The sequence below is a fragment of the Caballeronia cordobensis genome (genome assembly GCF_001544575.2).
Lineage (GTDB): Bacteria > Pseudomonadota > Gammaproteobacteria > Burkholderiales > Burkholderiaceae > Caballeronia > Caballeronia cordobensis.
In genome coordinates this window covers 241501-265099 of the sequence record NZ_FCNY02000009.1, presented here as the reverse complement: position 1 = coordinate 265099, position 23599 = coordinate 241501, and the positions used below count along the sequence as shown (strand labels likewise).

Annotated in this window: 23 protein-coding genes and 1 pseudogene; 15 read left to right on the top strand and 9 right to left on the bottom strand. The window is 64.4% G+C overall.

What is annotated here, in order from left to right; genetic code table 11:
- Positions 1-248: 248 nt before the first annotated feature.
- Positions 249-970: pseudogene (locus AWB70_RS19420) on the bottom strand (LbetaH domain-containing protein).
- 371 nt (positions 971-1341) lie between these two features.
- Between AWB70_RS19420 and AWB70_RS19415 the strand changes: the two are divergent.
- Positions 1342-2193, top strand: coding sequence for an alpha/beta fold hydrolase (locus AWB70_RS19415; protein ID WP_053569500.1), 852 nt, complete (start codon positions 1342-1344; stop codon positions 2191-2193).
- A gap of 164 nt (positions 2194-2357) precedes the next feature.
- On the top strand, positions 2358-2837 hold the full coding sequence (locus tag AWB70_RS19410) for a hypothetical protein (RefSeq protein ID WP_053569501.1): 480 nt from the start codon (positions 2358-2360) through the stop codon (positions 2835-2837).
- A gap of 2 nt (positions 2838-2839) precedes the next feature.
- Here AWB70_RS19410 and AWB70_RS19405 read toward each other — a convergent pair whose 3' ends face one another.
- Complete coding sequence (locus tag AWB70_RS19405) at positions 2840-4168, bottom strand: MFS transporter (RefSeq protein ID WP_053569502.1); 1329 nt, start codon at positions 4166-4168, stop codon at positions 2840-2842.
- A 106-nt stretch (positions 4169-4274) separates the two neighbouring features.
- Positions 4275-5234 carry an MBL fold metallo-hydrolase gene (locus AWB70_RS19400; protein ID WP_014250956.1) on the bottom strand — a complete coding sequence of 320 codons (960 nt, stop codon included), beginning with the start codon at positions 5232-5234 and terminating at the stop codon, positions 4275-4277.
- Between the two features lie 173 nt (positions 5235-5407).
- Here AWB70_RS19400 and AWB70_RS19395 point away from each other — a divergent pair, with 173 nt between their 5' ends.
- A complete protein-coding gene (locus AWB70_RS19395) occupies positions 5408-6166 on the top strand; it encodes an IclR family transcriptional regulator (protein WP_053569850.1) in 759 nt (252 codons plus the stop codon).
- Positions 6163-6957, top strand: coding sequence for an IclR family transcriptional regulator (locus AWB70_RS19390; protein ID WP_053569503.1), 795 nt, complete (start codon positions 6163-6165; stop codon positions 6955-6957). The genes AWB70_RS19395 and AWB70_RS19390 overlap by 4 nt, the downstream gene beginning before the upstream one ends.
- Here the strand turns inward: AWB70_RS19390 and pdxY are convergent.
- Positions 6954-7835 carry a pyridoxal kinase PdxY gene (pdxY, locus tag AWB70_RS19385; protein WP_014250958.1) on the bottom strand — a complete coding sequence of 294 codons (882 nt, stop codon included), beginning with the start codon at positions 7833-7835 and terminating at the stop codon, positions 6954-6956. The genes AWB70_RS19390 and pdxY overlap by 4 nt on opposite strands.
- 493 nt (positions 7836-8328) lie before the next feature.
- Between pdxY and glgC the strand changes: the two genes are divergently transcribed.
- The 4 genes from glgC to AWB70_RS19365 are packed head-to-tail and all read left to right on the top strand — an operon-like array spanning position 8329 to position 13438.
- Positions 8329-9603 carry a glucose-1-phosphate adenylyltransferase gene (gene glgC, locus AWB70_RS19380; protein WP_014250959.1) on the top strand — a complete coding sequence of 425 codons (1275 nt, stop codon included), beginning with the start codon at positions 8329-8331 and terminating at the stop codon, positions 9601-9603.
- A gap of 39 nt (positions 9604-9642) precedes the next feature.
- A complete protein-coding gene (gene glgA, locus AWB70_RS19375; protein ID WP_053569504.1) occupies positions 9643-11109 on the top strand; it encodes a glycogen synthase GlgA in 1467 nt (488 codons plus the stop codon).
- Between the two features lie 57 nt (positions 11110-11166).
- A complete protein-coding gene (locus tag AWB70_RS19370; RefSeq protein WP_053569851.1) occupies positions 11167-11967 on the top strand; it encodes an SDR family oxidoreductase in 801 nt (266 codons plus the stop codon).
- 34 nt (positions 11968-12001) lie between these two features.
- Positions 12002-13438 (top strand): dihydrolipoyl dehydrogenase, encoded by a 1437-nt coding sequence (locus AWB70_RS19365; protein WP_053569505.1) that lies wholly within the window; start codon positions 12002-12004, stop codon positions 13436-13438.
- A gap of 91 nt (positions 13439-13529) precedes the next feature.
- Here the strand turns inward: AWB70_RS19365 and AWB70_RS19360 are convergent, their stop codons facing one another.
- The 3 genes from AWB70_RS19360 to AWB70_RS19350 all read right to left on the bottom strand — a co-directional run bounded on the left by AWB70_RS19360 (position 13530) and on the right by AWB70_RS19350 (position 16591).
- Positions 13530-13886 carry a hypothetical protein gene (locus tag AWB70_RS19360; protein ID WP_041731727.1) on the bottom strand — a complete coding sequence of 119 codons (357 nt, stop codon included), beginning with the start codon at positions 13884-13886 and terminating at the stop codon, positions 13530-13532.
- A gap of 267 nt (positions 13887-14153) precedes the next feature.
- Complete coding sequence (mmsB, locus tag AWB70_RS19355; protein ID WP_053569506.1) at positions 14154-15047, bottom strand: 3-hydroxyisobutyrate dehydrogenase; 894 nt, start codon at positions 15045-15047, stop codon at positions 14154-14156.
- Positions 15048-15058: 11 nt separating this feature from the next.
- Complete coding sequence (locus AWB70_RS19350) at positions 15059-16591, bottom strand: CoA-acylating methylmalonate-semialdehyde dehydrogenase (RefSeq protein ID WP_045454170.1); 1533 nt, start codon at positions 16589-16591, stop codon at positions 15059-15061.
- 193 nt (positions 16592-16784) lie between these two features.
- On the opposite strand from AWB70_RS19350, the gene AWB70_RS19345 reads away from it, so the two are divergent.
- From AWB70_RS19345 to infA, 7 genes are all read left to right on the top strand, one after another.
- A complete protein-coding gene (locus AWB70_RS19345; RefSeq protein ID WP_053569852.1) occupies positions 16785-17747 on the top strand; it encodes a LysR family transcriptional regulator in 963 nt (320 codons plus the stop codon).
- A 284-nt stretch (positions 17748-18031) separates the two neighbouring features.
- Positions 18032-18982: a M23 family metallopeptidase gene (locus tag AWB70_RS19340; protein WP_175585636.1), complete on the top strand. Its 951-nt coding sequence runs from the start codon at positions 18032-18034 to the stop codon at positions 18980-18982.
- Positions 18969-19331: a hypothetical protein gene (locus AWB70_RS19335; RefSeq protein WP_014250968.1), complete on the top strand. Its 363-nt coding sequence runs from the start codon at positions 18969-18971 to the stop codon at positions 19329-19331. Before AWB70_RS19340 ends, AWB70_RS19335 begins: the two co-directional genes overlap by 14 nt.
- A gap of 55 nt (positions 19332-19386) precedes the next feature.
- Positions 19387-19821 (top strand): bactofilin family protein, encoded by a 435-nt coding sequence (locus AWB70_RS19330; RefSeq protein ID WP_014250969.1) that lies wholly within the window; start codon positions 19387-19389, stop codon positions 19819-19821.
- 167 nt (positions 19822-19988) lie between these two features.
- Positions 19989-20966 carry a magnesium/cobalt transporter CorA gene (corA, locus tag AWB70_RS19325; RefSeq protein WP_014250970.1) on the top strand — a complete coding sequence of 326 codons (978 nt, stop codon included), beginning with the start codon at positions 19989-19991 and terminating at the stop codon, positions 20964-20966.
- Positions 20957-21454, top strand: a complete 498-nt coding sequence (locus tag AWB70_RS19320; protein ID WP_143281659.1) for a hypothetical protein — start codon at positions 20957-20959, stop codon at positions 21452-21454. Before corA ends, AWB70_RS19320 begins: the two co-directional genes overlap by 10 nt.
- Before the next feature lie 15 nt (positions 21455-21469).
- On the top strand, positions 21470-21736 hold the full coding sequence (gene infA, locus AWB70_RS19315; protein WP_006999277.1) for a translation initiation factor IF-1: 267 nt from the start codon (positions 21470-21472) through the stop codon (positions 21734-21736).
- Positions 21737-21876: 140 nt separating this feature from the next.
- Here the strand turns inward: infA and AWB70_RS19310 are convergent, their stop codons facing one another.
- Together AWB70_RS19310 and AWB70_RS19305 are read right to left on the bottom strand one after the other, a co-directional pair.
- Positions 21877-22770: a Cof-type HAD-IIB family hydrolase gene (locus AWB70_RS19310; protein ID WP_053569508.1), complete on the bottom strand. Its 894-nt coding sequence runs from the start codon at positions 22768-22770 to the stop codon at positions 21877-21879.
- A complete protein-coding gene (locus tag AWB70_RS19305) occupies positions 22770-23591 on the bottom strand; it encodes an ROK family protein (RefSeq protein WP_014250973.1) in 822 nt (273 codons plus the stop codon). The genes AWB70_RS19310 and AWB70_RS19305 overlap by 1 nt, the downstream gene beginning before the upstream one ends.
- Positions 23592-23599 lie beyond the last annotated feature (8 nt).

Below are 23599 nucleotides of genomic sequence, written 5' to 3'. Positions count from 1 at the left end.
AAATGAATGCTGAAACGCAGTAATTCGACATGGCGATTGAGCGCCGCGCGAGGCTTTGCCATACTGCACATGGTTGCTCCTGTCTCCTCACGCGTCCACCCTCGACGACGAGGCCCACACCGGACGCGCTCTCGCCGCCTTCTCTCGGGCGGCTTTTTTTTGTGCATGCGGCCACGCCGGTTTTTCATTTCTAAGGGGAATGCTTCGCGACGGCAAGATCTGCCTTGGGGCGCTGAGTGACTTCGGCTTTAGCCCGCCTGCGGCGCTTCAACCCAAGAACTTTTCGCTCGCTTCAACTCAGACAGCATCTCCAGCGCACGTCCCTCGTCACTGGTCAAATCAGCGAGAAAAGCGTCATTGTGGTCTTTGATCCATTGCAGCGGCATGTCCCACCATGCCAATTCCATGAGGCATTCCCGTATTTTTTCGGGAAAACGGAATTTGACGAGACGCGCGGGAGAGCCCACATAGATTCCATACGGCTCGCTTCGGAAGTTAGGGGGTATGACGGTTCGCGCACCGATCACACATCCACTCTCCACAGTGCTACCTCCAAGGAACAGCGCTTCGTCACCGATCCAAACGTCATTGTGGATAACCGTGTCGGCATTTGCGGCGGCGCAACGTTTCGCAAGCCGTTACCGTACACACTGAACATGGCGGTCGAGATCGTCTTCATCTCGTGCTGACCGTTCAGAAGGAAGCGCAATCTGAGGCCACCGGCGACGAACTTCCCGATATTGAGGCTCTGCGCGTCGGCGTCATACTTGGCGATCGAGCCGACTCCCAAGCCCGACGCTCTGCCGATGCGAAAAGTCCCGACAGTCGCCTCTTCGTCGAGCCAATCCTTAAAAAAATTATTCGGAATTAATGAGAAAGCCCCATCGCGGTACGCCAGAGCGATGAAGTGTTTTGCCCACGGATGATCGGGCGAGATCCCGATACAGTCATCTGACGTCGTTACGTTCATGCTTATAGGTGTTTGTGTTGCATCATCCTCAGCCATTGGCCGCCCAGTGCCATTTCAGTCCGTCGGCCTCAGCCCCATTCATCTTGCATACTAACGTGGGCAATTCGCTGTCAAAGCTTCGATGAGAACCCCTTTCCCTACCTTTTTCAATCGATCGAAGCGAAGCATACGCATAAGTGGCGATGTAGGCGCGCACGTGGTCCCGCGCAAATTGGAGGGTACGAATTGACGGCCAGAGTTTCGTTCGCAGCGAAGCTTTTGCCCAAGTAACTACTGCTCCGAGGCAACCATCCTTTACCTTCGACGTAATTGTCCGGCCGCCTTTCTCCTGCGACGATGCCATCACATTGCTCATCGACAAGGAGACGGACATGCGACTTCATGCAACCATCACCCGGCCGGGGTTCATTGGAACCGCCGATGGCGTCGAGCTGTTCTACCGCGACTGGCGGCCCGAGCACGCCGTTGCAAACGGCAAGACGATCTTTTTCGTTCCGAGCTATTCGCTGCCGGGCGACATGTGGGCATACCAGATGCTGCCGCTCGTGCGCCAGGGATTTCGCTGCGTCGCTTATGACCGGCGCGGCCACGGACGTTCCAGCGATCCGGGCGGCGGCTACGACTACGACACGCTCGCGGACGACCTCGCCGGTATCATCGAAGCGCTCGATCTGTCCGGTCTCACGCTCGCCGGCTATTCGATGGGCGGCGCGGAAGCCGTGCGCTATCTGACGCGTCACGGCAGCGCGCGCGTCGCGCGGCTCGTGCTGATCGCCTCGACCTTGCCGATGCTCGCGAAGACGCCGGACAATCCCGGCGGCATCGATCGCGCTTATGCCGACGCCTTTCAGCACGATCTCATGACCGACTATCCGCAATGGCTCGCCGACAATGCGCGTCCGTTCGCGGGACCGCGCGCGTCACAGGCCATGATCGACTGGATTCGCGAAATGGCGCTGCGCACCTCGCATCACGCGCTTCTTGCCTGCAACGAAACAGTGAACGGCGGCGATTTCCGCGACGAGTTGCGCGATGTCGATGTGCCGACGCTCATCGTGCAGGGCGATGCCGACGTATCGAATCCGCTGGAACTGACCTCGCAACGCACGGCGCGCCTGATTCCGAATGCGCGGCTCCTCGTGTACGAAGGCGCGCCGCACGGTATCTTTCTGAGCGATGCCGCACGGCTGACGGCGGATCTGGCCGCTTTCGCATCGGCATGACGGCGCGGCAATCCGCGGCGGCCGCTTAATTCGCGCTGCGTTTGTCGGATAAGCGCTGAGTCCTGACGCGTATGAAAACACTCATATCAATAGACTCTGCAAGAATCCCGGCACCGCAGCACTGCGAATCGACTTTCTCCCCGCATCCACCGGAGTCCATCGCGATGATCTTCCACGCCTCCATGCCCGCCAACGATCCGAAACACGTCGCGCAGGTGCTCGCCGAATTATGGGGCGGATTCGCCGCGCCCTTTTCGCCGTTTCCCGGCGCGTGGATGGCCGTCGCGGGCGACGATCGCGGCAGCATCATCGAGGTGTATCCGAGCGATCAGGTGATCACGCCGGGCGGCGATCAAGAGGACAGCGTGAGCTACGGCGCAGGCACGTTCAAGCGCCCGCAGTACAGCGCCTTCCATATGGCGATGGCGACGAAACTCGGCGCGGCGGAAGTCGTCGCGATCGGCGAGCGCGAGGGCTGGCGCGCGGTGCACTGCACGCGCGGCAACGACTTCTTCCATGTGATCGAACTCTGGATCGAAAACTCGACGATGCTCGAATTCCTCACGCCCGAGATGCAGGCCGAATATCTCGCCTTCGCGACGCCGGAGAATTTCAAGGCATTGGCCGCAGCCGCGGCCTCCTGAATTCACGCGCGACGCCGCAACCCAAAGAACAGCGCGGCGCCGCTCGCGAAGAGCAGCACGGCGAGCAGATGCACGGCGAGATCCATGCTGCCCGTCGAGGTGCGGATCTGCCCGATCACCCACGGACTCACGATCCCGCTCGTAATGCCGATACTGCTGATGAACGCGATGCCCGCCGCCGCGCTCTTGCCCGGCAGATGGCTCGCGGGTACGGCCCAGAAGATCGGCAGCGCGGCGAAGATCAGCGTTGCGGCGAGCGACAGAATCGCGAGCATCAGCGCAAAGCTCGGCGGATGCAGCGTGAGCGCCGCGAGCGCGAGGCCGCCGCCGATCGTGCAGCACGCGAAATGCTTGCGCCGTTCGCCGACGCGGTCGGAATGACGCGCGATCAGAATCAGTCCCACCGCGCCGATCGCGTTCGGCACCACCGTGTACAGGCTCACTGACATCACGTCGGTGATGCCGAAATCGCGGATCATCAGCGGCATCCAGAAGCTCAGCGTGAGCGACGCGCACGTCAGCGAAAAATAGATGAACGCGAAGAGATAGATGCGCGGGTTGCGCAGCGCATCGAGCAGACCGTGGCGGTCGTGCGCGCCCGCGTCGCCGGACGGTTCCGAGCACAGCGCCGCGAGCCGCTCCTGCTCCGGCTGCGTGAGCCAGCGCGCATCGCGCGGCGTATCGACGAGCAGGCGCAACGCGATCAGGCCGAGCAGCACCGCTGGCGCGCCTTCGATCGCGAACATCCACTGCCAGCCGTGCAGCCCCATGACGCCCGCCATGTCGCGCATGATCCAGCCGGACACGAGCCCGCCGAACACGCCCGCGACCGCGACGCCCGCGAAGAACACCGACATCACGCCCGCGCGCCGTTTCGCCGGAAACCAGTACGTCAGATACAGCACGATGCCCGGAAAGAAGCCCGCCTCGAACACGCCGAGCAGAAAACGCAGCAGATAAAAATGGCCGGGCGTCGCGACGAACATCATGCCGACGGACGCCGCGCCCCACAGCAGCATGATGCGCGTGAACGTCCGGCGCGCGCCGAATTTCGCGAGCAACAGATTGCTCGGCACCTCGAAGAGCACATAGCCGACGTAGAAGACGGCTGCGCCGAGACCGTACATCGCATCGGAGAAGCCGAGATCGTGCTTCATCTGCAATTGCGCGAAGCCGATATTGATGCGGTCCAGAAACGACACCACGTAGCAGAGGAACAGAAACGGAATGATGCGCCACGCGACTTTGCGCAACAGCGCCTCGTCGGTGAGGGCGTGCGCTTCCCCGGCGGCGCTCGGGTTGAGCGCCGCCGTAACGATCGACTTCGACATGTCTCGCTCCAGATGGGCGTGTTTAGGCCGGCGTCTTGCGCGCCTGTTGAGCCTTTAGAGGGGAATGCGGCGCGCTTTCGCTAGAGCGCGCCGCCAGAGAAGAACGTCAGTCCTGCAGCGCGGCCCACATGTCCTTGTCGCGTTGGGCCGTCCAGATGCGCGGATGCTTGATGCCGCTCGCTTCGTCGTAGGCGCGCGAGACGTCGAACGGCAGACAGTGCTCGTAGATGAAGACGTGGCCGAACTTCGGGTCCATCGCCTTGCGCGTGTGCGCCATCGAGCCTTTCAGATCGAGCTTATCGGCGACGGCTTCGCGGCCCGCCTGCAGCAGCGTCGTGACGAAATCCTTCGTGTAGTCGAGGCCTTTGTCCACTTCGGCCGGCGACAGCAGCGCGGGGCCGCGCCCCGGCACGAGCTTGTCGGCCTTCAGCGCGCGCAGCGCTTCGAGCGTCGCGGGCCATTCTTCGAGTTGCGCATCGCCGCAATAGCAGGCCGCGTCGTATTCGACCAGATCGCCCGAGAACAGCACTTTCTGCGACGGCAGCCAGACGACCGTATCGCCCTTCGTGTGGCCCGAGCCGAGATGCGCGATTTTCACTTCGAGCTTGCCGAGGAACAGCGTGATTTCGCGCTCGAAGACGAGCGTCGGCCACGTCAGGCCCGGCACGGTCTCGACGCCCGCGAAAAGACGCGGAAAGCGCTCGATCTCCGATTTCATGTCCTGCTCGCCGCGCTCGACGATCATTTCATACGTGCCGCGGCTCGCGATAACCTGCTGCGCGCCTTCCGCGAAATACGCCGACGCGCCGAGCACGCGCACCGCGTGATAGTGCGACAGCACGACGTATTTGATCGGCTTGTCGGTGACGCTGCGGATTTTCTCGATGAGATCCTGCGCCATCGCGGGCGTCGCGGTCGTATCGACGATCAGCACGCCGTCGTCGCCAATGATGACGCCCGAGTTCGGATCGCCCTCCGCCGTGTAGGCGTAGGCGTTCTCGGACAGTTGCGTGAAGGTGATCTTCTTCTCTTCCAGATCGGCCTGCGATGCGAATGCTTTTGCCATGATCGTGTCTCGCTTCCATTCTCGTGAGGATGCGTGGATGATCGGCGCGATGCCGATATTTGTCAACAGCAAGCGCACTTGTTATTTGCAAATTCCGGGTAAATACTGAATCGCCTCATCGGACGCTTGCTGCTCGGATAACATCTGCCTTTTTCATCGAACGCGGAGTGCACTTGGCCAGTTCCGAAACCAGCGAGGAAAAGAAGCAGCGCGGGATTCAGAGCGTCGAAGTCGGCGCGCGACTGCTCGCGGCGCTCGCCGCGCGCCGCGAGCCGCTTGCGCTCGGCGCGCTCGCCGAAGCAGCGGAACTGTCGAGCGCGCAGGCGCATACCTATCTCGTGAGTCTCACGCGGCTCGGGCTGGTGAAGCGCGACGCGCTCACGGGGAATTATGAGCCGGGCCCGCTTTCGCTGCGGCTCGGGCTGCTGAATCTGGAGCATCAGCCGGCGTACCGGGCGGCCGCGCCGCGCGTCGCGGCGCTGGCGCTCGCCACGGGCATGAGCGTCGCGGTCAGCGTCGCCGGGCCGCAGGGGCCGACGATCGTGCGCTACGAACGCGGCGGCCATCCGCTGCATGTGAATCTGCACGTCGGCACGGTGATGTCGCTGTCCTCGACGTCGACGGGCCGCGTATTCCGCGCCTTCGACGACGCAAGCCGCGTCGCCGCGATGCTTGCGCATCAGCAGGAGACGGATGCGCCCGGCATGGACGCGCGCATCGATGAGATACGGACGCGCGGCATCGAACGCAGCGTCGATGCGCCGAGCCCGGGCGTCAGCAGCATGAGCGTGCCGGTGTTCGACAGCGCCGGGCGCATGCAGCTCGCGCTCACGGCGATCGGACCGACCGGCCTCGCCGACGTCGCCTGGGACGGCGCGCTCGCCCGCGCGCTGAAAGACGCCGCGCGCACCATCACGGACCTACTCCCATGACGACATTCGACGAAGACGCGAGGCCGCAGCGCGGCATCAACGCGCTCGACGCGACGGGCGATCTCCTGCGCGCGCTGGTCGCCGCAGGCGAGCCGCTTACGTTACGCGATCTCGCCGCCGCGGCCGGCATGCCGCCGGCGAAAGCGTTCGCGCATCTGGTGAGTCTCGTGAAGGTGGGCCTGCTCGCGCGCGACGACGCCGGGCTGTTTCATGCGGGCGCGTTGAGCCGGGAGCTCGGGCTCATCGCGCTGCAGCGTCTTTCGCCGATCCGCGACGCGGAAAGCGAGATCGTCGCGCTCGCCGCGAGCACCTCGATGACCGTAGCGGCCGCCGCGCTCGGGCCGCTCGGTCCCACGGTGATCCGGCTGGAGGAGTCGGCGCGGCCGCAGCACGTGAGCCTGCGCATCGGCACAGCGATGTCGCTCGTCAATACGGCGATCGGACGCGTCTTTGCCGCGCATCTTCCCGCCGACATGCGCGCGAGCCTGATGCAGCAGGACGGCATCCGTCTCGCGGGCGCGGCGGACGCGAAACCGGATGCGGCGCGCCTCGACGGCATCCGGAAAGACGGCCTCGACACCGCGCTCGGCGCGCCGGTGCCCGGCATCCACACGCTCGCCGCGCCGGTGTTCGATCACACGGGTAGCGTGTGCCTCGTGATCGCGTTGATCGGCTCGGCGGGCGGCTTCGACAGCGCCGCGGACGGTCCGCTCGCCCGCGCGTTGCTCGCCGCGACGCGGCGCCTGTCCTGGCGCTTCGGCCTGATGGAGGCGAACGGCAAAGCGGACTAGCCGCCTTTGACCATCTCCGTGCCGGTCACGCGAATCGCGGGGAAACGGTCGATCGGCTTCGCGATTTCATCCTGCGACGCGACGATTTCCAGCTCGTAGCGCCCCGCCTCGTAAGTCGCCCTGACGACCGCGTTGACCGCCGCGAGCGTGTGCTCCAGCGCGTTGCGCAACGAATCGCCCTGCAGCGTGCGCGCGACGAACACCGCGCTCGTCAGATCGCCGACGCCCACCGGCTGCCGCGCGAACGGATAAAGCGGACGCTGCGCGAACCAGGCTTCGGTCGGCGTGACGGCGAGCATGTTGAAGGTGTCGGCGCGGCTGTTGCGGTCGAGCAGGTGTTTCACCAGCACGGTGCGCGGGCCGCGCGCGATGATTTCCCGGCAGGCATCGACGGCCTCTTCCACGGTTTCGATCGGACGCCCGACGAGCTTTTCGAGCTCGACGTGATTGGGCATGATCGCGTCGGCGATTTCGGGCATCGTCGTGACGAGGAAATCCTCGATGCCCGGCGCGACCGTGCAGCCGCCCGTCTGGCCCATGACCGGATCGCAGAAATAGAGCGCTCGCGGATTCACCGCCTTCACCATCTTCACGATCTCGACGACCGCGCGCCCCTGCTCCGGCGTGCCCATGTAGCCCGACAGCACCGCGTTGCAGCGTGCCAGCACGCCGATCGCGCCGATGCCCTCGATCACGTTCTGGAGTTCGTCGGCGTCGAACGCGCTGCCGGTCCAGCGGCCGTATTGCGTGTGATTGGAGAACTGCACGGTGTTGAGCGGCCAGACGTTGACGCCGAGACGCCGCATCGGAAAGACCGCCGCGCTGTTGCCCGCATGGCCGAACACCACATGCGATTGAATGCTCAGGACGTTGTTCATGTTCTGCTTTCCCGATTGATCGTGTCCGGTCAGGTGAAACGTTTGTCGCGCCGGCGTCGTGCAGCGCAGCGCGACGGCGGCTTCGGATACCACGCCCGCAGGCGCCGCGCGTAAAGCGGCGTCGGGCATCGCATGCATCGTATTGTGCCGCGCCTCGACGCACTGCGGCATGGCGTCTCGTTATAAATTGAGCGAACGCGCTTTGTCGAGCGGCGCGATCGATCAGAAGCCCAAACGGTCGCGCGGCTGCAACACATCGGCGGGCCGGACGCGGCGCACAGCACGCCCGTGCGCGTTCGGCACGCGCCTTGCTCGAACCGCACCGCATAAACCGGCGCGCTGCGCTCAGCGAAAAAATCGCGAACTCCGGCACACGAATCCGAACGCGCGCCGGATAATGCTGCAACGGCTGCGCGGCGGCCACATCGAAAAGCATACGAGGACGAACACACGGCAATACATCAATAGTCGCAGGTCAAATCAGGAGGCTGACATGGAGACGCTGTCTAAGAATCGCACCGATTTGCAGAAGTCGACCCTCGCAATCGTCCTTGCCGGCGGGCGCGGCACGCGTCTCGGGCCGCTCACCGACAAGCGCGTGAAGCCCGCCGTGCATTTCGGCGGCAAGTACCGCATCATCGATTTCGCGCTGTCCAACTGCCTCAATTCCGGCATCCGCCGCATCGCCGTCGTCACGCAATACAAGGCGCATTCGCTCATCCGCCATCTGCAGCGCGGCTGGGGTTTTCTGCGCGGCGAGTTCAACGAGTTCATCGATATCTGGCCGGCCCAGCAGCGCGTCGATTCGAGCTGGTATCGCGGCACCGCTGACGCCGTGTATCAGAACCTCGATATCGTGCGCTCCATCGGGCCGGAGTTCGTCATCGTGCTGGCGGGCGATCACATCTACAAGATGGACTACACGCGCATGGTGCTCGACCATGTGGAGAGCGGCGCGGACTGCACGGTCGGCTGCATCGAGGTGCCGCGCATGGACGCGGTCGCATTCGGCGTGATGCATGTCGATGAAAACCGCCGCGTCACCGATTTCCTCGAAAAGCCCGCCGATCCGCCCGCCATGCCCGGCAAGCCCGACGTCGCGCTTGCGAGCATGGGCATCTACGTGTTCAGCGCGAAGTATCTCTACGACATGCTGCAGGAGAACATCGAGACGTCGAACACGGATCACGATTTCGGCAAGGACATCATTCCGCGCGTCGTGACCACGGGCAAGGCGATCGCGCATCCGTTCGGCATGTCGTGCGTGACCTCCAGCAGCGATCCGGACGCGCCCGCGTACTGGCGCGACGTCGGCACCGTCGACGCGTACTGGGAGGCCAACCTCGACCTCGCCTCGACGATCCCGGAACTCGATTTGTATGACCGCAAATGGCCGATCTGGACGAATCAGGAGCAACTGCCGCCCGGCAAGTTCGTGCGCGACCTGAACGGCCAGCAAGGCGCGATCACGAATCTGCTCGTGTGCGGCGGCTGCGTGATCTCGGGATCGCAGGTGTCGAAGTCGGTGTTTTCGTCGGCGGTGCGGGTGCACTCGTTCTGTAACATCAATGAGGCAGTCTTGTTGCCGCAAGTGACCGTGGGGCCGAGTTGCCGCCTGCAGAAGGTCGTGATCGACCGGGGCTGCACGGTGCCGGAAGGTCTCGTGGTCGGCGAGGATCCGGACGACGACGCCGCGCGCTTCTTCCGCACCGAATCCGGCGTCACGCTGATCACGCGCGATGCGCTGGCGCGGCTCTCGCAGCGCTAGCCGGACGCGACGAAACGAACCGAATCGACAGGAGCGCCGATGACCGTTTGCGTGCTGCATGCCGCAGCAGAAATGTATCCGCTGCTGAAGACCGGCGGCCTCGCCGATGTGGTCGGCGCGCTGCCGCCGGCGCAATCGCAACTGGGCACGCATGCGCGCGTCGTGTTGCCGGGCTTCCCGGCGGTGCTCGCGGGGCTCGCGGACCTCGAACCCGTCGCCGATCTGGGCGGCGCGTTCGGCGCGGGCAACGTGCGGCTGGAGCGCGGCGTGCTGAAGCCGCACGGCGTGATCGTCTACGTGGTGCGCGCGGACCGGTTCTACGACCGTCCGGGCAATCCGTACATGGATGCGGCGAATCATCCGTATGCCGACAACGACCGCCGCTTCGCGCTGCTCGGCTGGGCGGCGGCGCGTATCGCGACGGGCGCCGATCCGGCATGGAAGCCGCATATCGTGCACGCGCACGACTGGCACGCGGGACTCGCGCCCGCCTACCTGCGCGCGTTCCAACGCAGCGGCGCGCCGCGCGTGGCGAGCGTGATGACCGTGCACAACCTCGCGTATCAGGGCACGTTCCCGGCGGCGGACTTCGGCCTGCTCCAGCTTCCCGCCGACTTCTACGCGGTGGAAGGCCTGGAGTTCTACGGTCACGTCTCCTTCCTTAAGGCGGGCCTCTATTACGCCGACCGCATCACGACCGTGAGCCCGACCTACGCGCGCGAAATCCAGACGCAGGCGCACGGCGCGGGTCTGCACGGCTTGTTGCAGACGCGCACGCACGATATCGCCGGCATTCTGAACGGCGTCGATTATTCGATATGGAGCCCGGCCGTCGACGAATCCATCGCGTCGAAATACACGGCGGCGAAACCGGCCTCGGGCAAGTCGAAGTGCAAGGCGGCGCTGCAGGAGCGCATGGGCCTCGCGAAGGACGACGACGCCCTGCTCTTCGGCGTCGTCAGCCGGCTGACCGAGCAGAAGGGTCTCGATCTGCTGCTCTCGGCCGTGCCGGACATCGTGCAGCGCGGCGGCCAGCTCGCCGTGCTCGGCACCGGCGACCCGGCGCTCGAAACCGGCATGAAGAACGCGGCGGCGGCACATCCGGGCGCGGTCGCGGTCGAGCTCGGCTTCGATGAGACGCTGTCGCATTCGATCATCGCGGGCAGCGACGTCGTGATGGTGCCGTCGCGCTTCGAGCCGTGCGGTCTCACGCAGCTCTACGCGCTTGCCTACGGCTCGCTGCCGCTCGTGCATCGCGTGGGCGGGCTCGCGGATACCGTCGTCGATTCCTCCCTCGAAAATCTCGCCGACGATCTCGCGACCGGCTTCGTCTTCGACAGCTTCGACCGTGCGGGCATCGTCGGCGCGATTCGGCGCGCGTTCGCGCTGAAGGCGCGGCGCACGGACTGGAAAGCGGTCGTCAAACGCGCGATGGGGCAGAACTTCGGCTGGGAAGCGGCGGCGCTTCAGTACGCGGAGGTGTATCAGGGCTTGCTGGACGCGTGAGCGCCGCCGGGCGCGCATCTTGCGGCGCGCCCGTTGGACCTTCAGACGGACACGCACATGCATAAACCCCTGGCAGGCCAGATCGCGCTCGTGACGGGCGCGAGTTCGGGCATCGGCACGGGCGTCGCGATCGCGCTTGCCGATGCGGGCGCGCACGTCGCCATCAACTATCACGCGCACGCGGAACCCGCCGAGAAACTCGCCGCTGCGATTACCGCGAAAGGCGGCGAGGCGATCGCCGTGGGCGCGGACGTCGCCGAGGAAGCGCAAGTCGATGCCATGTTCGATGCCGTCGTGAAACGCTGGGGCACGGTGGATATCGTCATCGCGAATTCGGGTTTGCAGAAGGACGCAAAATTCACCGCGCTCACGCTCGCCGACTGGAAGACTGTCATCGAAACCAATCTCACCGGGCAATTTCTCACGGCGCAGCGCGCGGTGCGCGAGTTCGAGCGGCGCGGCATGCGCGACGTGTCGAAAGCGCTCGGCAAGATCATCTGCATGAGCTCGGTCCACGAAGTCATTCCGTGGGCGGGGCATGCGAACTACGCGGCGTCCAAAGGCGGCATCCAGATGATGATGAAAACGCTCGCGCAGGAAGTCGCGCCGCAGCGCATCCGCGTCAACGGCATCGCACCCGGCGCGATCCGCACGCCGATCAACGCGGACGTCTGGAACACACCGGAGAAGCTCGACAAGCTGCTGACGCTGATTCCGTACGGGCGCGTCGGCGAGGTCGAGGATATCGGCCGTGCGGCTGTCTGGCTCGCGTCCGACGAGAGCGATTACGTCGTCGGCACGACGCTTTTCGTCGATGGCGGCATGACGCTCTATCCGGGATTCGCGGACAACGGCTGAAGCACGCATCGACGATGAAACGACGGGAAACGCGATGAACGAAATTGAAGTGGACGTCGCCGTGATCGGCGCGGGCACGGCCGGCATGGCCGCGTTTCGCGCGGCGCGGCTCGCGGGCGTGAGCGCGGTGCTGATCGAGAGCGGCGAGTTCGGCACGACCTGCGCGCGCGTCGGCTGCATGCCGTCCAAGCTGCTGCTCGCGGCGGCCAATGGCCTGCACGATGCGCAAGCGCTCGCGCCGCGCGGCATCGAAGGCACGCATGAGCTCGACGCCGACCATGCGCGCGTGCTCGACTATGTGCGCCGCGAGCGGGACAGCTTCGTCAAGAGTGTGCTCGCCGAAATCGATGCGCTGCCGGACGGTTCGCTGTTGCGCGGCCAGGCGCGCTTCGAATCGCCGACGCGCCTGGCCGTCGGCGACCATACGCGCGTGGCGGCGAAGCGCATCGTGATCGCGACGGGCGCTGCGCCCACCGTGCCCGACGAGCTGAAAGTGTTCGGCGACACGCTCATCACGAGCGACGATCTGTTCGAACTGCGCACGCTGCCCAAGCGCATCGCCGTGTTCGGCGCGGGGCCGATCGCGCTTGAACTCGGGCAGGCGCTCGCGCGTCTGGGCGTCGAGATTTTCATGTTCGGCAAGAGCGGCCACGTGGCGGCGCTCAGCGACAAGCCCGTGCGCGATGCACTCGTCGCCGCGCTCGCCGACGAATTCCACCTCGATGCCGACGCGAAGCTCGACGAGATGTCCCTGCGCGACGGCAAGCCGTTCCTGCGCTTTGCCTCCGCCGAGGGCGAAACGCGCGCCGAGTCGTTCGATCTGGTTCTCGCCGCGACGGGCCGCGCGCCGAACCTCAAGCCGCTTGCGCTGGAAAATGCGGGCATCGACCTGAACGAAAAAGGCGTGCCGCGATTCGACGAAACCACGATGCAATGCGGCAAGAGCGCGATCTTCGTCGCGGGCGATTGCGACGGTACGCGTCCGTGGCTTCACGACGCCGCCGACGAGGGCAAACTGGCCGGCGACAACGCCGCGCGCTTTCCCGACGTGCGGGCGGTCAAACGCAAGGTGCCGTTTTCGCTCGTGTTCAGCGAGCCGCAGGTGGCGATCGTCGGCGCGTCTTACGACAAGCTCGACAAGCAGATGACCGTGACCGGAGAGGCATCGTTCGAGAACCAGGGCCGAAGCCGCGTGATGCGGCAGAATCGCGGCCTGCTGCATGTTTATGCCGACGCGAAAACCGGCAAGCTGCGCGGCGCGCAAGGCTGCGGCCCGGCGATGGAACATCTGGGTCATCTGCTCGCGTGGGCGCTGCAACTCGAACTGACGCTGGATGAAGCGCTCAAGCTGCCTTTTTATCACCCGGTGGTTGAAGAAGGCCTGCGCAGCGCATTGAAGGATGCGGACAGAAAATGCTATGAGGAACGTTCGGAAACGCCGCCGTCGCTGCCAAGCGCGGCGGGTTGTTAAATCGGCTTCAAGTTGCAATGCACAAATAAAAACGCCGGCTGATAATCAGCCGGCGTTGATTTTTTACTAAGACGAATCAGGTATTGCCCTATTAAGTTCCGCTCAGGCCATATTGCAGCGCAAGGTCGAAACCGAGCACGACCATCGAGCAGAAAAGACCGAGCAACAAATTGGCCACCCGATGCCCGACGTCTTTATGCTTCGTCAGCACGGCGCCCGCGAGGAACGCGATTTCCACGATGATCTGCATGCAGAACACGGCAATCATCAACGCGAACTCGTAACCCATCGAGTTGAAGTTCATGAAGTTGAAGCCGTTTACCGCCACCCAGGACCCTACACGCCAGACTTCGTATGCCAATAGCAGCAACGGAAAGAAATAGCTGGCTACATAAGTCGGCACCGTGGCGTGCCGCAATTCCATATTGAAGTGTCGTGTTACTTGCATCGCGTACTCCTCATCTGATTGCCCGAAAACGACGGGCGTTCTACCAGCACCGTGGCGCAACCGGAGCGTTCGACTCGAACGGCATACGGGCGTCGTGCTTTCAGAATAGGACATTTTTTTGGAAAGCGAATCATCGTATTCCCGATGATCGCGCCCAGTATGCTTTTGCGCGATGCGTTGTGCAGTGCAACTGAATAAAGCCGTTATTTATTGAAGCCGATCTGGCACGCACGTGCGTGCCAGATCATTTACTTCTTTGATTCACTTTTACTCGATTTGTTGCTTTGCGTATAGCTTGATGATGCCCGAAAAATCCAATCCGCCGAGTCCCTGCTGGCTCATCGACTGATACAACTGTTGTGCCAGCGCGCCCATGAAGACCGGCTGCTTCGCGCCGCGCGCGGCATCGACGGCGAGGCCCAGGTCCTTCAACATGAGATCCGCGCCGAAGCCGCCCGAATAACCGCGCGACGCGGGCGCCGTTTCGACGATGCCCGGATAGGGATTACACGTATCCGAACTCCAGCAACGCCCCGTCGATGTATTGACGATGCTCGCCAGTTTCGTCGGATCGATGCCGAGCGTTTCCCCGAGCTTCATCGCTTCGGCGACGCCGATCATGGAAATCCCGAGCAGCAGGTTGTTGCAGATCTTCGCGATCTGACCCGTGCCGGTCTCGCCGCAGCGCACCATATTTTTGCCCATGCCGGCCAGCACGGGACGCAGCGTTTCAAAAAGCGCTTCGTCCGCGCCGACCATGAAGGTCAGCGTGCCCGCCTGCGCGCCGACGACGCCGCCCGACACCGGCGCATCCGCGAACGGATTGCCCTGCTTGCCCGCCGCCGCGCCGATGAGTTTCGCGGTGGCCGGATCGATCGTGCTGCTGTCCACCAGCGGCACGCCTTTCGCGACGCCCGCCAGCACGCCGTCATCGTTGAGATAGACCGCTTTCACGTGCTGGGCGGCTGGCAGCATGGTGATGACGACCTCCGCGCCTTCAGCCGCCGCGCGCGGCGACACGGCCAGCGTCGCGCCCGCCGTTTTCGCCGCGTCGAGCGCGTCCTGCACGAGATCGAACGCCGTCACGGCGTGGCCCGCCTTCAGCAGATTGGCGGCCATCGGACCGCCCATGTGACCCAGACCCACGAAGCCGATTTGCATGAGACGCCTCCTCAGCGAAGGGAAATGGTCGTGTTCACGCCGTCGTTCACGGTGGCGTCGTCGAACCAGCGCGCGGTGACGGTTTTCGTCTGCGTATAGAACTGCACGACCTGTTTGCCGTACGGCCCGAGATCGCCGAGCTTCGAGCCGCGCGAGCCCGTGAAGCTGAACGCCGGCACCGGCACCGGAATCGGGATGTTGATGCCTACCTGTCCGATGTCGATCTCGCTCTGGAACTTGCGCGCCGCCGCGCCGCTTTGCGTGAAGAGACCCACGCCGTTGCCCATCGGATTGCGGTTGACGAGCGCGATGGCGTCGTCGAGCGTGTCGGTTTCGAGCACGCACAGCACCGGGCCGAAGATCTCGGTCTTATAGATCGACATGTCGGTGTTGACGTTCGTGAAGACCGTCGGGCCGATGAAGTTGCCCTGCTCGTAGCCCGTCACGCCGATCCCGCGGCCATCGAGCGCGAGCGTCGCGCCCTCTTCCACGCCCTTGCCGATAAGCCCGAGAATGCGTTCCTTCGCCGTCTTCGACACGACCGGTCCGACGTCCGTGTTCGGCTCCGTGCCCGCGTTGACCTTGAGCGTCTTCGCCTTCTCGACCAGTTCGGGAATCCAGTCCTTCGACGCGCCGACGAACACCGCCACCGACGTCGCCATGCAGCGCTGACCCGCCGCGCCGAAGCCCGCGCCCGCGAGCGCGTTGAGCGTCTGCTCCTTGTTCGCATCGGGCAGCACGATGGCGTGATTCTTCGCGCCCATCATCGATTGCACGCGCTTGCCGTGCTGGCTCGCGAGGTTGTAGACGTGCGTGCCGACGGCCGTCGAGCCGACGAAGGAAATCGCCTTGATATCGGGATGCGTGCAGATCGCGTCGACGACCTCCTTGCCGCCGTGCACGACGTTGAGCACGCCCGCCGGCACGCCTGCTTCGAGCGCCAGTTCGACGAGCTCCATCGTCGAAAGCGGGTCCTGCTCCGATGGCTTCAGCACGAAAGTGTTGCCGCAGACGATCGCCATCGGGAACATCCACAGCGGAATCATCGCGGGGAAATTGAACGGCGTGATGCCCGCGCAGACGCCGATCGGCTGACGCAGCGTGTACGTATCGACGCCGCCCGCGACGTTTTCGGAAAACTCGCCTTGCTGCAGCGTGCTGATCGAGCATGCATGTTCGACGACTTCGAGCCCGCGGAAGATGTCGCCCTCGGCGTCGGCAAGTGTCTTGCCCTGCTCGGCCGTGAGCGTCTGAGCGATGCGCTTCTGGTTCTGGCGCACCAGATCCTGAAACTTGAGCATGAGGCGCATGCGCACGCCGAGCGGCGTCGTGCGCCAGGTCTGAAACGCCTTGTGCGCTGCGGCAACGGCGGCGTTCACTTCGTCCGTCGTCGCGAAGGGCACGCGGCCGACCACCTCCTGCGTCGCCGGATTGACGATGTCGCGCCACTCGGCCGTTTTCGAATCCACCAACTGGCCGTCGATGAGCAGTTTGGCCGTACGGACGGACGCACTCTGCGCCGGATGTTCAGCAGCGATATTCACGAGTCACTCCTTGTGGATGAGTTGCGGACAGGCGAAAAACGAAGACACGCCGGGCGGCGCAGGGGAAAAGCATGTCGTCTCCGTTTTATAGAAATTCGGCCCGCGCTTGGGCAGGCTCGTTTGCTTGAGTATAGTTATGCAAAAGTCCATCATGGCACTATAAAAACACCCGATCGATATGCAAAAAAACGCCATGCAAAGCCCCGGCAAACTCGACCTCGGCCGCCTCAACTGGGACGACCTGCGCTTCTTTCTGGAAGTCGCCCGCACGCAGCGCGCGAGCGGGGCGGCCAAGCGCCTCGGCGTCGATTACACGACGGTCGCGCGGCGCGTCCGGGCGCTCGAAGACGCGCTCGGCACCCTCCTGTTCGACAAGTCGCGCAGCGGCGGATTCATTCTGACCGCCGAAGGCCAGCGCCTGCTCGGCTTCGTCGATTCGATCGAGACGACGGTGCAGTCGGCCACCGAGCAGATCGCCAATACGGGGCATGCGTTGTCGGGCCATGTGCGCGTCGGTTCGACGGAAGGCTTCGGCTGCTTCTTTCTCGCGCCGCAGCTCGCGCGCTTTCAGGACGCGCATCCGAACATTTCCATCGACCTGCTGCCGGTGCCGCATTTCGTGAGCCTCTCGAAGCGGGAGGCGGATATCGCGGTGACGCTGGAGCGCCCCGAGCAGGGCCAGTACGTCTATACGAAGCTCTGCGAGTACCGGCTCAAGCTCTACGCAACGGCCGAGTATCTCGACGCGCACGAGCCGATCCGCAGCGCCGAGGACCTGCGCCGGCATCGCTTCGCCAGCTATATCGACGATCTCGCCTTCAGCTACGAGCTGCTGTATCTCGAACGCGCCGTGCCGGGCGCGGTGTCGCGCTGGCGCAGCACGAGCGCGATCGCGCAGTACTTCGCCGCGCTGCAAGGGCGCGCGCTCGCGATCCTGCCGTGTTTTATGACCTCGCCCGATCCGCGCTTCGTGCCCGTTCTGCCCGACGAGATCGTCGTCACGCGCGCCTTTTATCTGTCGTGCCGCGAGGACTTGCGCAAGCTGAAGCGCATCACCGCCGTGTGGGACTATCTGCGCGCGGCGGCGGAAGCGAATCGCGCCTTCCTGATGGGCGATGGCCAGCAGATGGCATGGGTCGACGTCAAGTCATCCTGATGAATCGAAGTTTTATGACAGTGCAGACCAGACAAACGTGCTAGCGAACCTCACCGTTTGCACGCAACAAAATTTAACCGCACAAAATCGTGGAATTTTGCTTCGATATCCTGTTTAAACATGACCGGCCGATGAAGCGTACGGCATAATCGCCGCCCAGTTTCATTGTTTTGCCGTGGAGAGCGCGGCGCACTCCCATCCGTGAATTTTCCTAGTTTTTCTTCTGCCGGCTTCTTGAGCCGCCGCCCGCGCTGATGGCTTTCGTCATCTGGTCACGGCGGACCATGTCCCGCCAGCGCATCCGTTTCGTGGAAGCGCGCACCGCGCGCGCCATCGCGATCATCGGCGCCATTGCGCTTCTGATCGCCGCGCTCGCGCTCGGCATCGCGATCGGCACGATGTTCGCCCGCAGCCATCTCGGCGAAGAGCAGGCGCTGATGTCGCGCCGCTCGTACGAGATCGAGGAACTCGGCCGTCTGAACGCCGCGCTGATCCAGCTCACGCCGCGCGTCGAAGGGCTATCCGCGCAGGTTCACGAGCTGCACGATTTCGACGACCGCCTGAAGGCCGCGCACGGCGGCGCGAGCGCCCCCGGCGTACACGATGTGCCACCGCTGCCGGACAGCGAGGAAGGCAACGCGGCGCTCGACGGCGCGGGCGGGCCGGCGCTGCCGCCGCGGCTGTGCGATACCGCGCGCGCAAGCAGCGGCACGCCGCGCCAGCGCCTCAAGGGCTCGCAGCGCGTCATCGATTGCCTGAACGACGAAGTCTCGCAACTGCAGACGCAGACGCTTGCCCACTACGCCTCGTACATGGCGTTTCCCGGCCGCGATCCGGCGCCCGGCTCGCGCAGCGGCTCGCCTTACGGCAATCGTTACGATCCGTTCACCGGGCGTCTGAGCTTTCATCCGGGCGTCGATCTCGTCGCGCCGACCGGCACGCCGATTCTCGCGAGCGCGGGCGGACGCGTCGTGCAGGCCGGCGAGCGCAACGGCTACGGCAATGCGGTCGATATTCGTCACAGCAACGGCATGGTGACGCGCTACGGGCATGCGTCGCGCCTCCTCGTGAAGACCGGCGACTACGTGATGCCCCAGCAGGAAATCGCGGAGGTCGGTTCGACCGGGCGCTCCACGGGCCCGCACCTGCATTTCGAAGTGATCGTCGACGGCGCGCAGATCAATCCCAATCCTTATCTGGCGCTCTTCAAGCGCAAGCCGAATGCGCAAAGTTGATTCGAAGCGGCGCTCGCAGCTCACGCGCCAGTCCTATTCGCTCACGCCCAAGCGCGGGGGCGGCATCTGGCTGGGCGCGATCGCGGCGGTGTGCGCGATCGCGGCGCTCGCCGCCGCGGGCTTCGCGCTCAAGCGCTCGCACGAAGAGGTGCGCAAGCTCGATACGCTGTGCGCGCCGCCCGTCTCCGAACAAAAGCTGCGCGACCAGCTTGCGCACGCACAGTTCGCGTTCGAGCAGGAAGCGGCGAGCCGCGCCTCGCTCGAACAACGGGTGAAGGACAGCGCCGCCGACATTCAGCGCCTGCAAACGGACCTCGCGTTCCTCAAGAAACAGCGCGGACCCAACTGATCCCACTGAGCAGCGCGCTTCACGCAACCCTTTTACCGCATCACAAGGACCCGACATGTTCTCGTCGAAGAAAGATCCCAACAACGTCAAGCTCGCCAAACTCGCGACGCTCGTCGCGCATAACGTCCATATCTCGGGCGATCTCGAGTTCAGCGAAGGCCTGCGCATGGACGGCCAGGTCACGGGCAACGTGACGGGCCGCCCCGGCGAAGAAACGCTGCTCGTCATCAGCGACCAGGGCGCGATTCGCGGCAACGTCAGCGCCTACGATGTCATCATCAACGGCTGCGTTACCGGCGACGTCACCGTCGCGCATTTCGTCGAACTTCAGTCGAACGCGCGCGTGACGGGCAACATCTTCTACCAGAAGCTGCGCATGGATATCGGCGCGACGGTCGAGGGCAAGCTCACCAAATTCGACTCGCAAGCCACGCACGTCGCGTCGCTGCCGGCGCCGTCGGAGCACAGTCTAGACTACGCATCGAACTGACGGCACGCAACGAGCGGCAGGAGATGCTCGCTCGCTGGCAACACCTCGCATGTCCGGCTAAGATTCGAAGACGGAGGCCACGCGCTCGCGCCCCAAGCGAATCATGCGACTTCGAGCGCCCGTCGACGCGTGGCCCGTCACATCGACATAACTATAAAGGGCGCCTCATGCTGGTCAATTGCGCGGCTTATCAGAACGGCCGCAAGCTCGCCGACGTCGAGATCGACGATATCAACGCGTATCGGGATCTGCCCGACTCTTTCATTTGGGTTGCACTGAAAGAGCCCGGTCCCGGCGAGCTCGCGCACATGACGCATCAGTTCGGACTGCACGAACTGGCGGTCGAAGACGCGCAGCATGGCCATCAGCGGCCCAAGATCGAGGAATATGGCGACTCGCTGTTCGCCGTCTTCCATACGGTCGAGTTCGATGAAGAAGGCGACGTGCTCGTCGGCGAAATGAACGTGTTCGTCGGCAGGAACTACGTGCTCTCGGTGCGCAATCGCACGACGCAAGGCTTTCAGGAGGTGCGCAAGCGCTGCGAGCGCGAGCCGCATCTGCTCAAGCACGGCCCCGCGTTCGTGATGTATGCGCTGCTCGATGCGGTCGTCGATCGCTACTTTCCCGTGCTCGAAACGCTCGGTGCGGAAGTGGACGAAGTGGAAGAGCGCATCTTCGAGCAGAAAGGCTCGGTGGAATCGCGCGAGATCATCGAGGATCTGTATTCGCTGAAGCGCCGCATGACGATTCTTCAGCATCACACCGCGCCGCTGCTCGAAGCTGTCAGCAAACTGTATGGCGGCCGCTCGCCCGGCGTCTGTTCCGGCATGCAGGAATATTTCCGCGATGTGTACGATCACTTGCTGCGCATCGTGAAGACCATCGAGGGGCGGCGCGAAATGATCGTCACGGCGATCCAGGTGAATCTCGGCCTGATCGCGCTCGCGGAGAGCGAAGTGACCAAGCGCCTCGGCTCGTTCGCCGCGCTCTTCGCCGTGCCGACGATGATCGCCGGCATCTACGGCATGAACTTTCATCGAATACCGGAGCTCGACTGGGCGTACGGCTACCCGGCGGTGCTCGGGGTGATGCTCGTCGTCGATGTCGTGCTCTACTGGCGCTTCAGGAAGGCCGGATGGCTATAACACCCACCGCGCCCACCCCGTCTCCGGCGCAACGGCTGGCGGCCAAACCGGAACCTTTCAACGAAATTCGTTGTCTAATCAACCGATTTGCGCGAAAATGTCGGCAGGCCTTGCAAATTGGCCCCTCGACCGCATATGACGTAAGCGTACCGCAAGCGCGCTCACTTCCCGGATTCATCGTTTTTCGTTTCACACCGCACGTCGGCTCGCTGTACGCCGATGTCGCCGCCCCGGTCATGCCGGCCACGGCGCGCCGCCAACGCGGCATGCACGGTCGTCCGGCCTATGCCGTCAAGCTCACGACGAGCCTGAAAGCGAGACGCGGCGCGCTCCGAAGGGCACGTTTGATCGTGCCGGGCGTGCCAGGCCGCGCTTTGCATCGCCTCTCACCAATCGCCGCGACGATTGCGCCGGGCAGCCCGGCGCGGGCATTCATTGGCGTGAAACACGCAATGTCCATCGTGTACAGCAGCACCCATTACAACTGACCACAGGAGCCCCATATGGCGAAAGAAGAACTCATCGAACTCGACGGCATCGTTGACGAAGTGCTTCCCGACAGCCGCTACCGCGTGACGCTGGACAACGGCGTCGTCGTGGGCGCGTACGCCTCGGGCCGCATGCGCAAGAACCACATCCGCATTCTCGCCGGCGACCGCGTGACGCTGGAACTCTCGGTGTACGACCTGACCAAGGGCCGCATCAACTTCCGTCACAAGGACGAACGCGCAGGCGGCGGCGCACCGCGCGCGCCGATGCGCCGTCGCTGATTCACCTCGTAGTCATGCAACCGGCGTGAGCCTGATCCGCAGCGCACGCTTCTGAACCCTTTCGCGGATCGCCCTGTACTTCGACGCCTCGCGCTTCGCCACGCTGGCGGCGCCTCGCGTCGATGCCCACCCTGCCCGCCTTACCCGTTTCGCGCCTCGTGCCGCGCCGCCAGCAGCGCGTCGATGCCGATCGCGAAGCCGTCCTCGTCGTTGCTTTTCGAGACCAGGCTCGCGCGACGCTGCACGGTTTCCGACGCCTGTCCCATCGCGATCGATACCCCCGCGATCTCGAACATCGCCATGTCGTTGCCCATGTCGCCGAGCACGGCCACGCGGTCGAGCGGCACGTTCGCGATCCGCGCGAGTTCGCGCACCGCCGTGCCCTTGTTCGCTTCGAGGCTCGTCACGTCGAGGTAGTAGGTCTGCGAGCGCGCCGCGTGGCCGCGCCCTTCCAGCGCCTTTTGCAAGGCGGCTTCGACCTGCGCGAGGTGCGCCGTATCCGCCGTCGAGCCGACGATCTTGTCGACCGCGTCGAGATCGATGTCGTCGAAACGCGTGACGCGCACGCCCTCGTAGCCGACCGTGCGGGTTTCGAGCGGCACGTAGGTCGCGTCGGGATTCGTGAGATACCAGTTATCGTCGATGAAGACCCACACGTCGACATTCGCGGCGGCGAACATCTCCAGCGACGTCTGCACGACATCGCGCGGCAGCTTGTGCGACGACAGCAGTTCCCACGTCCGCGGCCGCACCAGACTGCCGCCGTTGTACGACGCGTACGGCATATCGACGCCGAGCGCCTCGACGATATGCCGCATGCCCTTGCCCGGCCGGCTGCTCGCCACCGTGAAGCGCACGCCGGCGTCAAGCAGGCGGCGCACCGCGTCGATGGCGGGCTGACCGAGCGCCTTGTCGGTGTAGAGCAGCGTGCCGTCGCAATCGGTCACGACGAGCTCCACTTGCGCGAGCGCGTCGAACGCCGCGGCGCCGTCGCCGGTCGCGCTGAAGAGGCCGTATTTGCCGTTGGCGTTCATCAGTTCGCCCCTTCGCGCTGGTTGAAGTGCGGCAACTGGCGCGTCTCGCGCACCGAGCGCGGATGCCACAGCCGCGCGCCGCCTTCGATGCCCGCCGCGTTCGACACGATCGCCACGTTGTCGGGCAGCTTGAACTTGATGTGCGCCGCATTACCGCCGCCGATCCACAGACGGTCGTAGTTCACGAGCGTCGCGAGAATACCGATGATCTTTTCCACGCGCCGGCTCCAGCGCTTCTTGCCCGCCTTCTCGCGCGCCGCGTTGCCGATATATTCGTCGTAGGTCTTGTCCTTCGCGACCGGATGATGCGCGAGCTCCAGATGCGGCATCAGCTCGCCATCGCGGAAAAGCGCGGTGCCCGCGCCGGTCCCGAGCGTCAGCACCATCTCGATGCCGCGCCCTTCGATTGCCGCGAGCCCCTGCATGTCGGCGTCGTTGATCATGCGCGCGGGCACGTTGCCGAGTCGTTCGGCGAGCAACTGCGCGAGCGGCACGCCGCGCCATTGCGTCGTGCCGAGATTCGGCGCGGTCACGACCACGTTGTCGCGCACGACGCCCGGAAAACCGATGGAAATATGCGTCGGCGGCTCGGCGACGATCGGCTTCACCAGCTCGATCAGCGTCTCGACGACCACGTCGGGTTTCGCCGGATGCGGCGTCGCCACGCGCACGCGATCGCTCTTCATCTCGCCGTCTTCCGAGATGATCGCGGCCTTCAGCCCGGTCCCGCCGATATCGATCGCGAGGATGCGCTCGGCCTTGATCGCGAGTTTGTCGGCAGTGACATGCGTCTTGTGTCTGGCTTTGGATGCTGTGCTCACGCTCGTTG

Coding starts and splice junctions, on each gene's coding strand:
- AWB70_RS19415 (WP_053569500.1), top strand. CDS start 1,342: ATGCGACTTCATGCAACCATCACCCGGCCGGGGTTCATTGGAACCGCC.
- AWB70_RS19410 (WP_053569501.1), top strand. CDS start 2,358: ATGATCTTCCACGCCTCCATGCCCGCCAACGATCCGAAACACGTCGCG.
- AWB70_RS19405 (WP_053569502.1), bottom strand. CDS start 4,168: ATGTCGAAGTCGATCGTTACGGCGGCGCTCAACCCGAGCGCCGCCGGG.
- AWB70_RS19400 (WP_014250956.1), bottom strand. CDS start 5,234: ATGGCAAAAGCATTCGCATCGCAGGCCGATCTGGAAGAGAAGAAGATC.
- AWB70_RS19390 (WP_053569503.1), top strand. CDS start 6,163: ATGACGACATTCGACGAAGACGCGAGGCCGCAGCGCGGCATCAACGCG.
- pdxY (WP_014250958.1), bottom strand. CDS start 7,835: ATGAACAACGTCCTGAGCATTCAATCGCATGTGGTGTTCGGCCATGCG.
- glgC (WP_014250959.1), top strand. CDS start 8,329: ATGGAGACGCTGTCTAAGAATCGCACCGATTTGCAGAAGTCGACCCTC.
- glgA (WP_053569504.1), top strand. CDS start 9,643: ATGACCGTTTGCGTGCTGCATGCCGCAGCAGAAATGTATCCGCTGCTG.
- AWB70_RS19370 (WP_053569851.1), top strand. CDS start 11,167: ATGCATAAACCCCTGGCAGGCCAGATCGCGCTCGTGACGGGCGCGAGT.
- AWB70_RS19365 (WP_053569505.1), top strand. CDS start 12,002: ATGAACGAAATTGAAGTGGACGTCGCCGTGATCGGCGCGGGCACGGCC.
- AWB70_RS19360 (WP_041731727.1), bottom strand. CDS start 13,886: ATGCAAGTAACACGACACTTCAATATGGAATTGCGGCACGCCACGGTG.
- mmsB (WP_053569506.1), bottom strand. CDS start 15,047: ATGCAAATCGGCTTCGTGGGTCTGGGTCACATGGGCGGTCCGATGGCC.
- AWB70_RS19345 (WP_053569852.1), top strand. CDS start 16,785: ATGCAAAGCCCCGGCAAACTCGACCTCGGCCGCCTCAACTGGGACGAC.
- AWB70_RS19340 (WP_175585636.1), top strand. CDS start 18,032: ATGTCCCGCCAGCGCATCCGTTTCGTGGAAGCGCGCACCGCGCGCGCC.
- AWB70_RS19335 (WP_014250968.1), top strand. CDS start 18,969: ATGCGCAAAGTTGATTCGAAGCGGCGCTCGCAGCTCACGCGCCAGTCC.
- AWB70_RS19330 (WP_014250969.1), top strand. CDS start 19,387: ATGTTCTCGTCGAAGAAAGATCCCAACAACGTCAAGCTCGCCAAACTC.
- corA (WP_014250970.1), top strand. CDS start 19,989: ATGCTGGTCAATTGCGCGGCTTATCAGAACGGCCGCAAGCTCGCCGAC.
- AWB70_RS19320 (WP_143281659.1), top strand. CDS start 20,957: ATGGCTATAACACCCACCGCGCCCACCCCGTCTCCGGCGCAACGGCTG.
- infA (WP_006999277.1), top strand. CDS start 21,470: ATGGCGAAAGAAGAACTCATCGAACTCGACGGCATCGTTGACGAAGTG.
- AWB70_RS19310 (WP_053569508.1), bottom strand. CDS start 22,770: ATGAACGCCAACGGCAAATACGGCCTCTTCAGCGCGACCGGCGACGGC.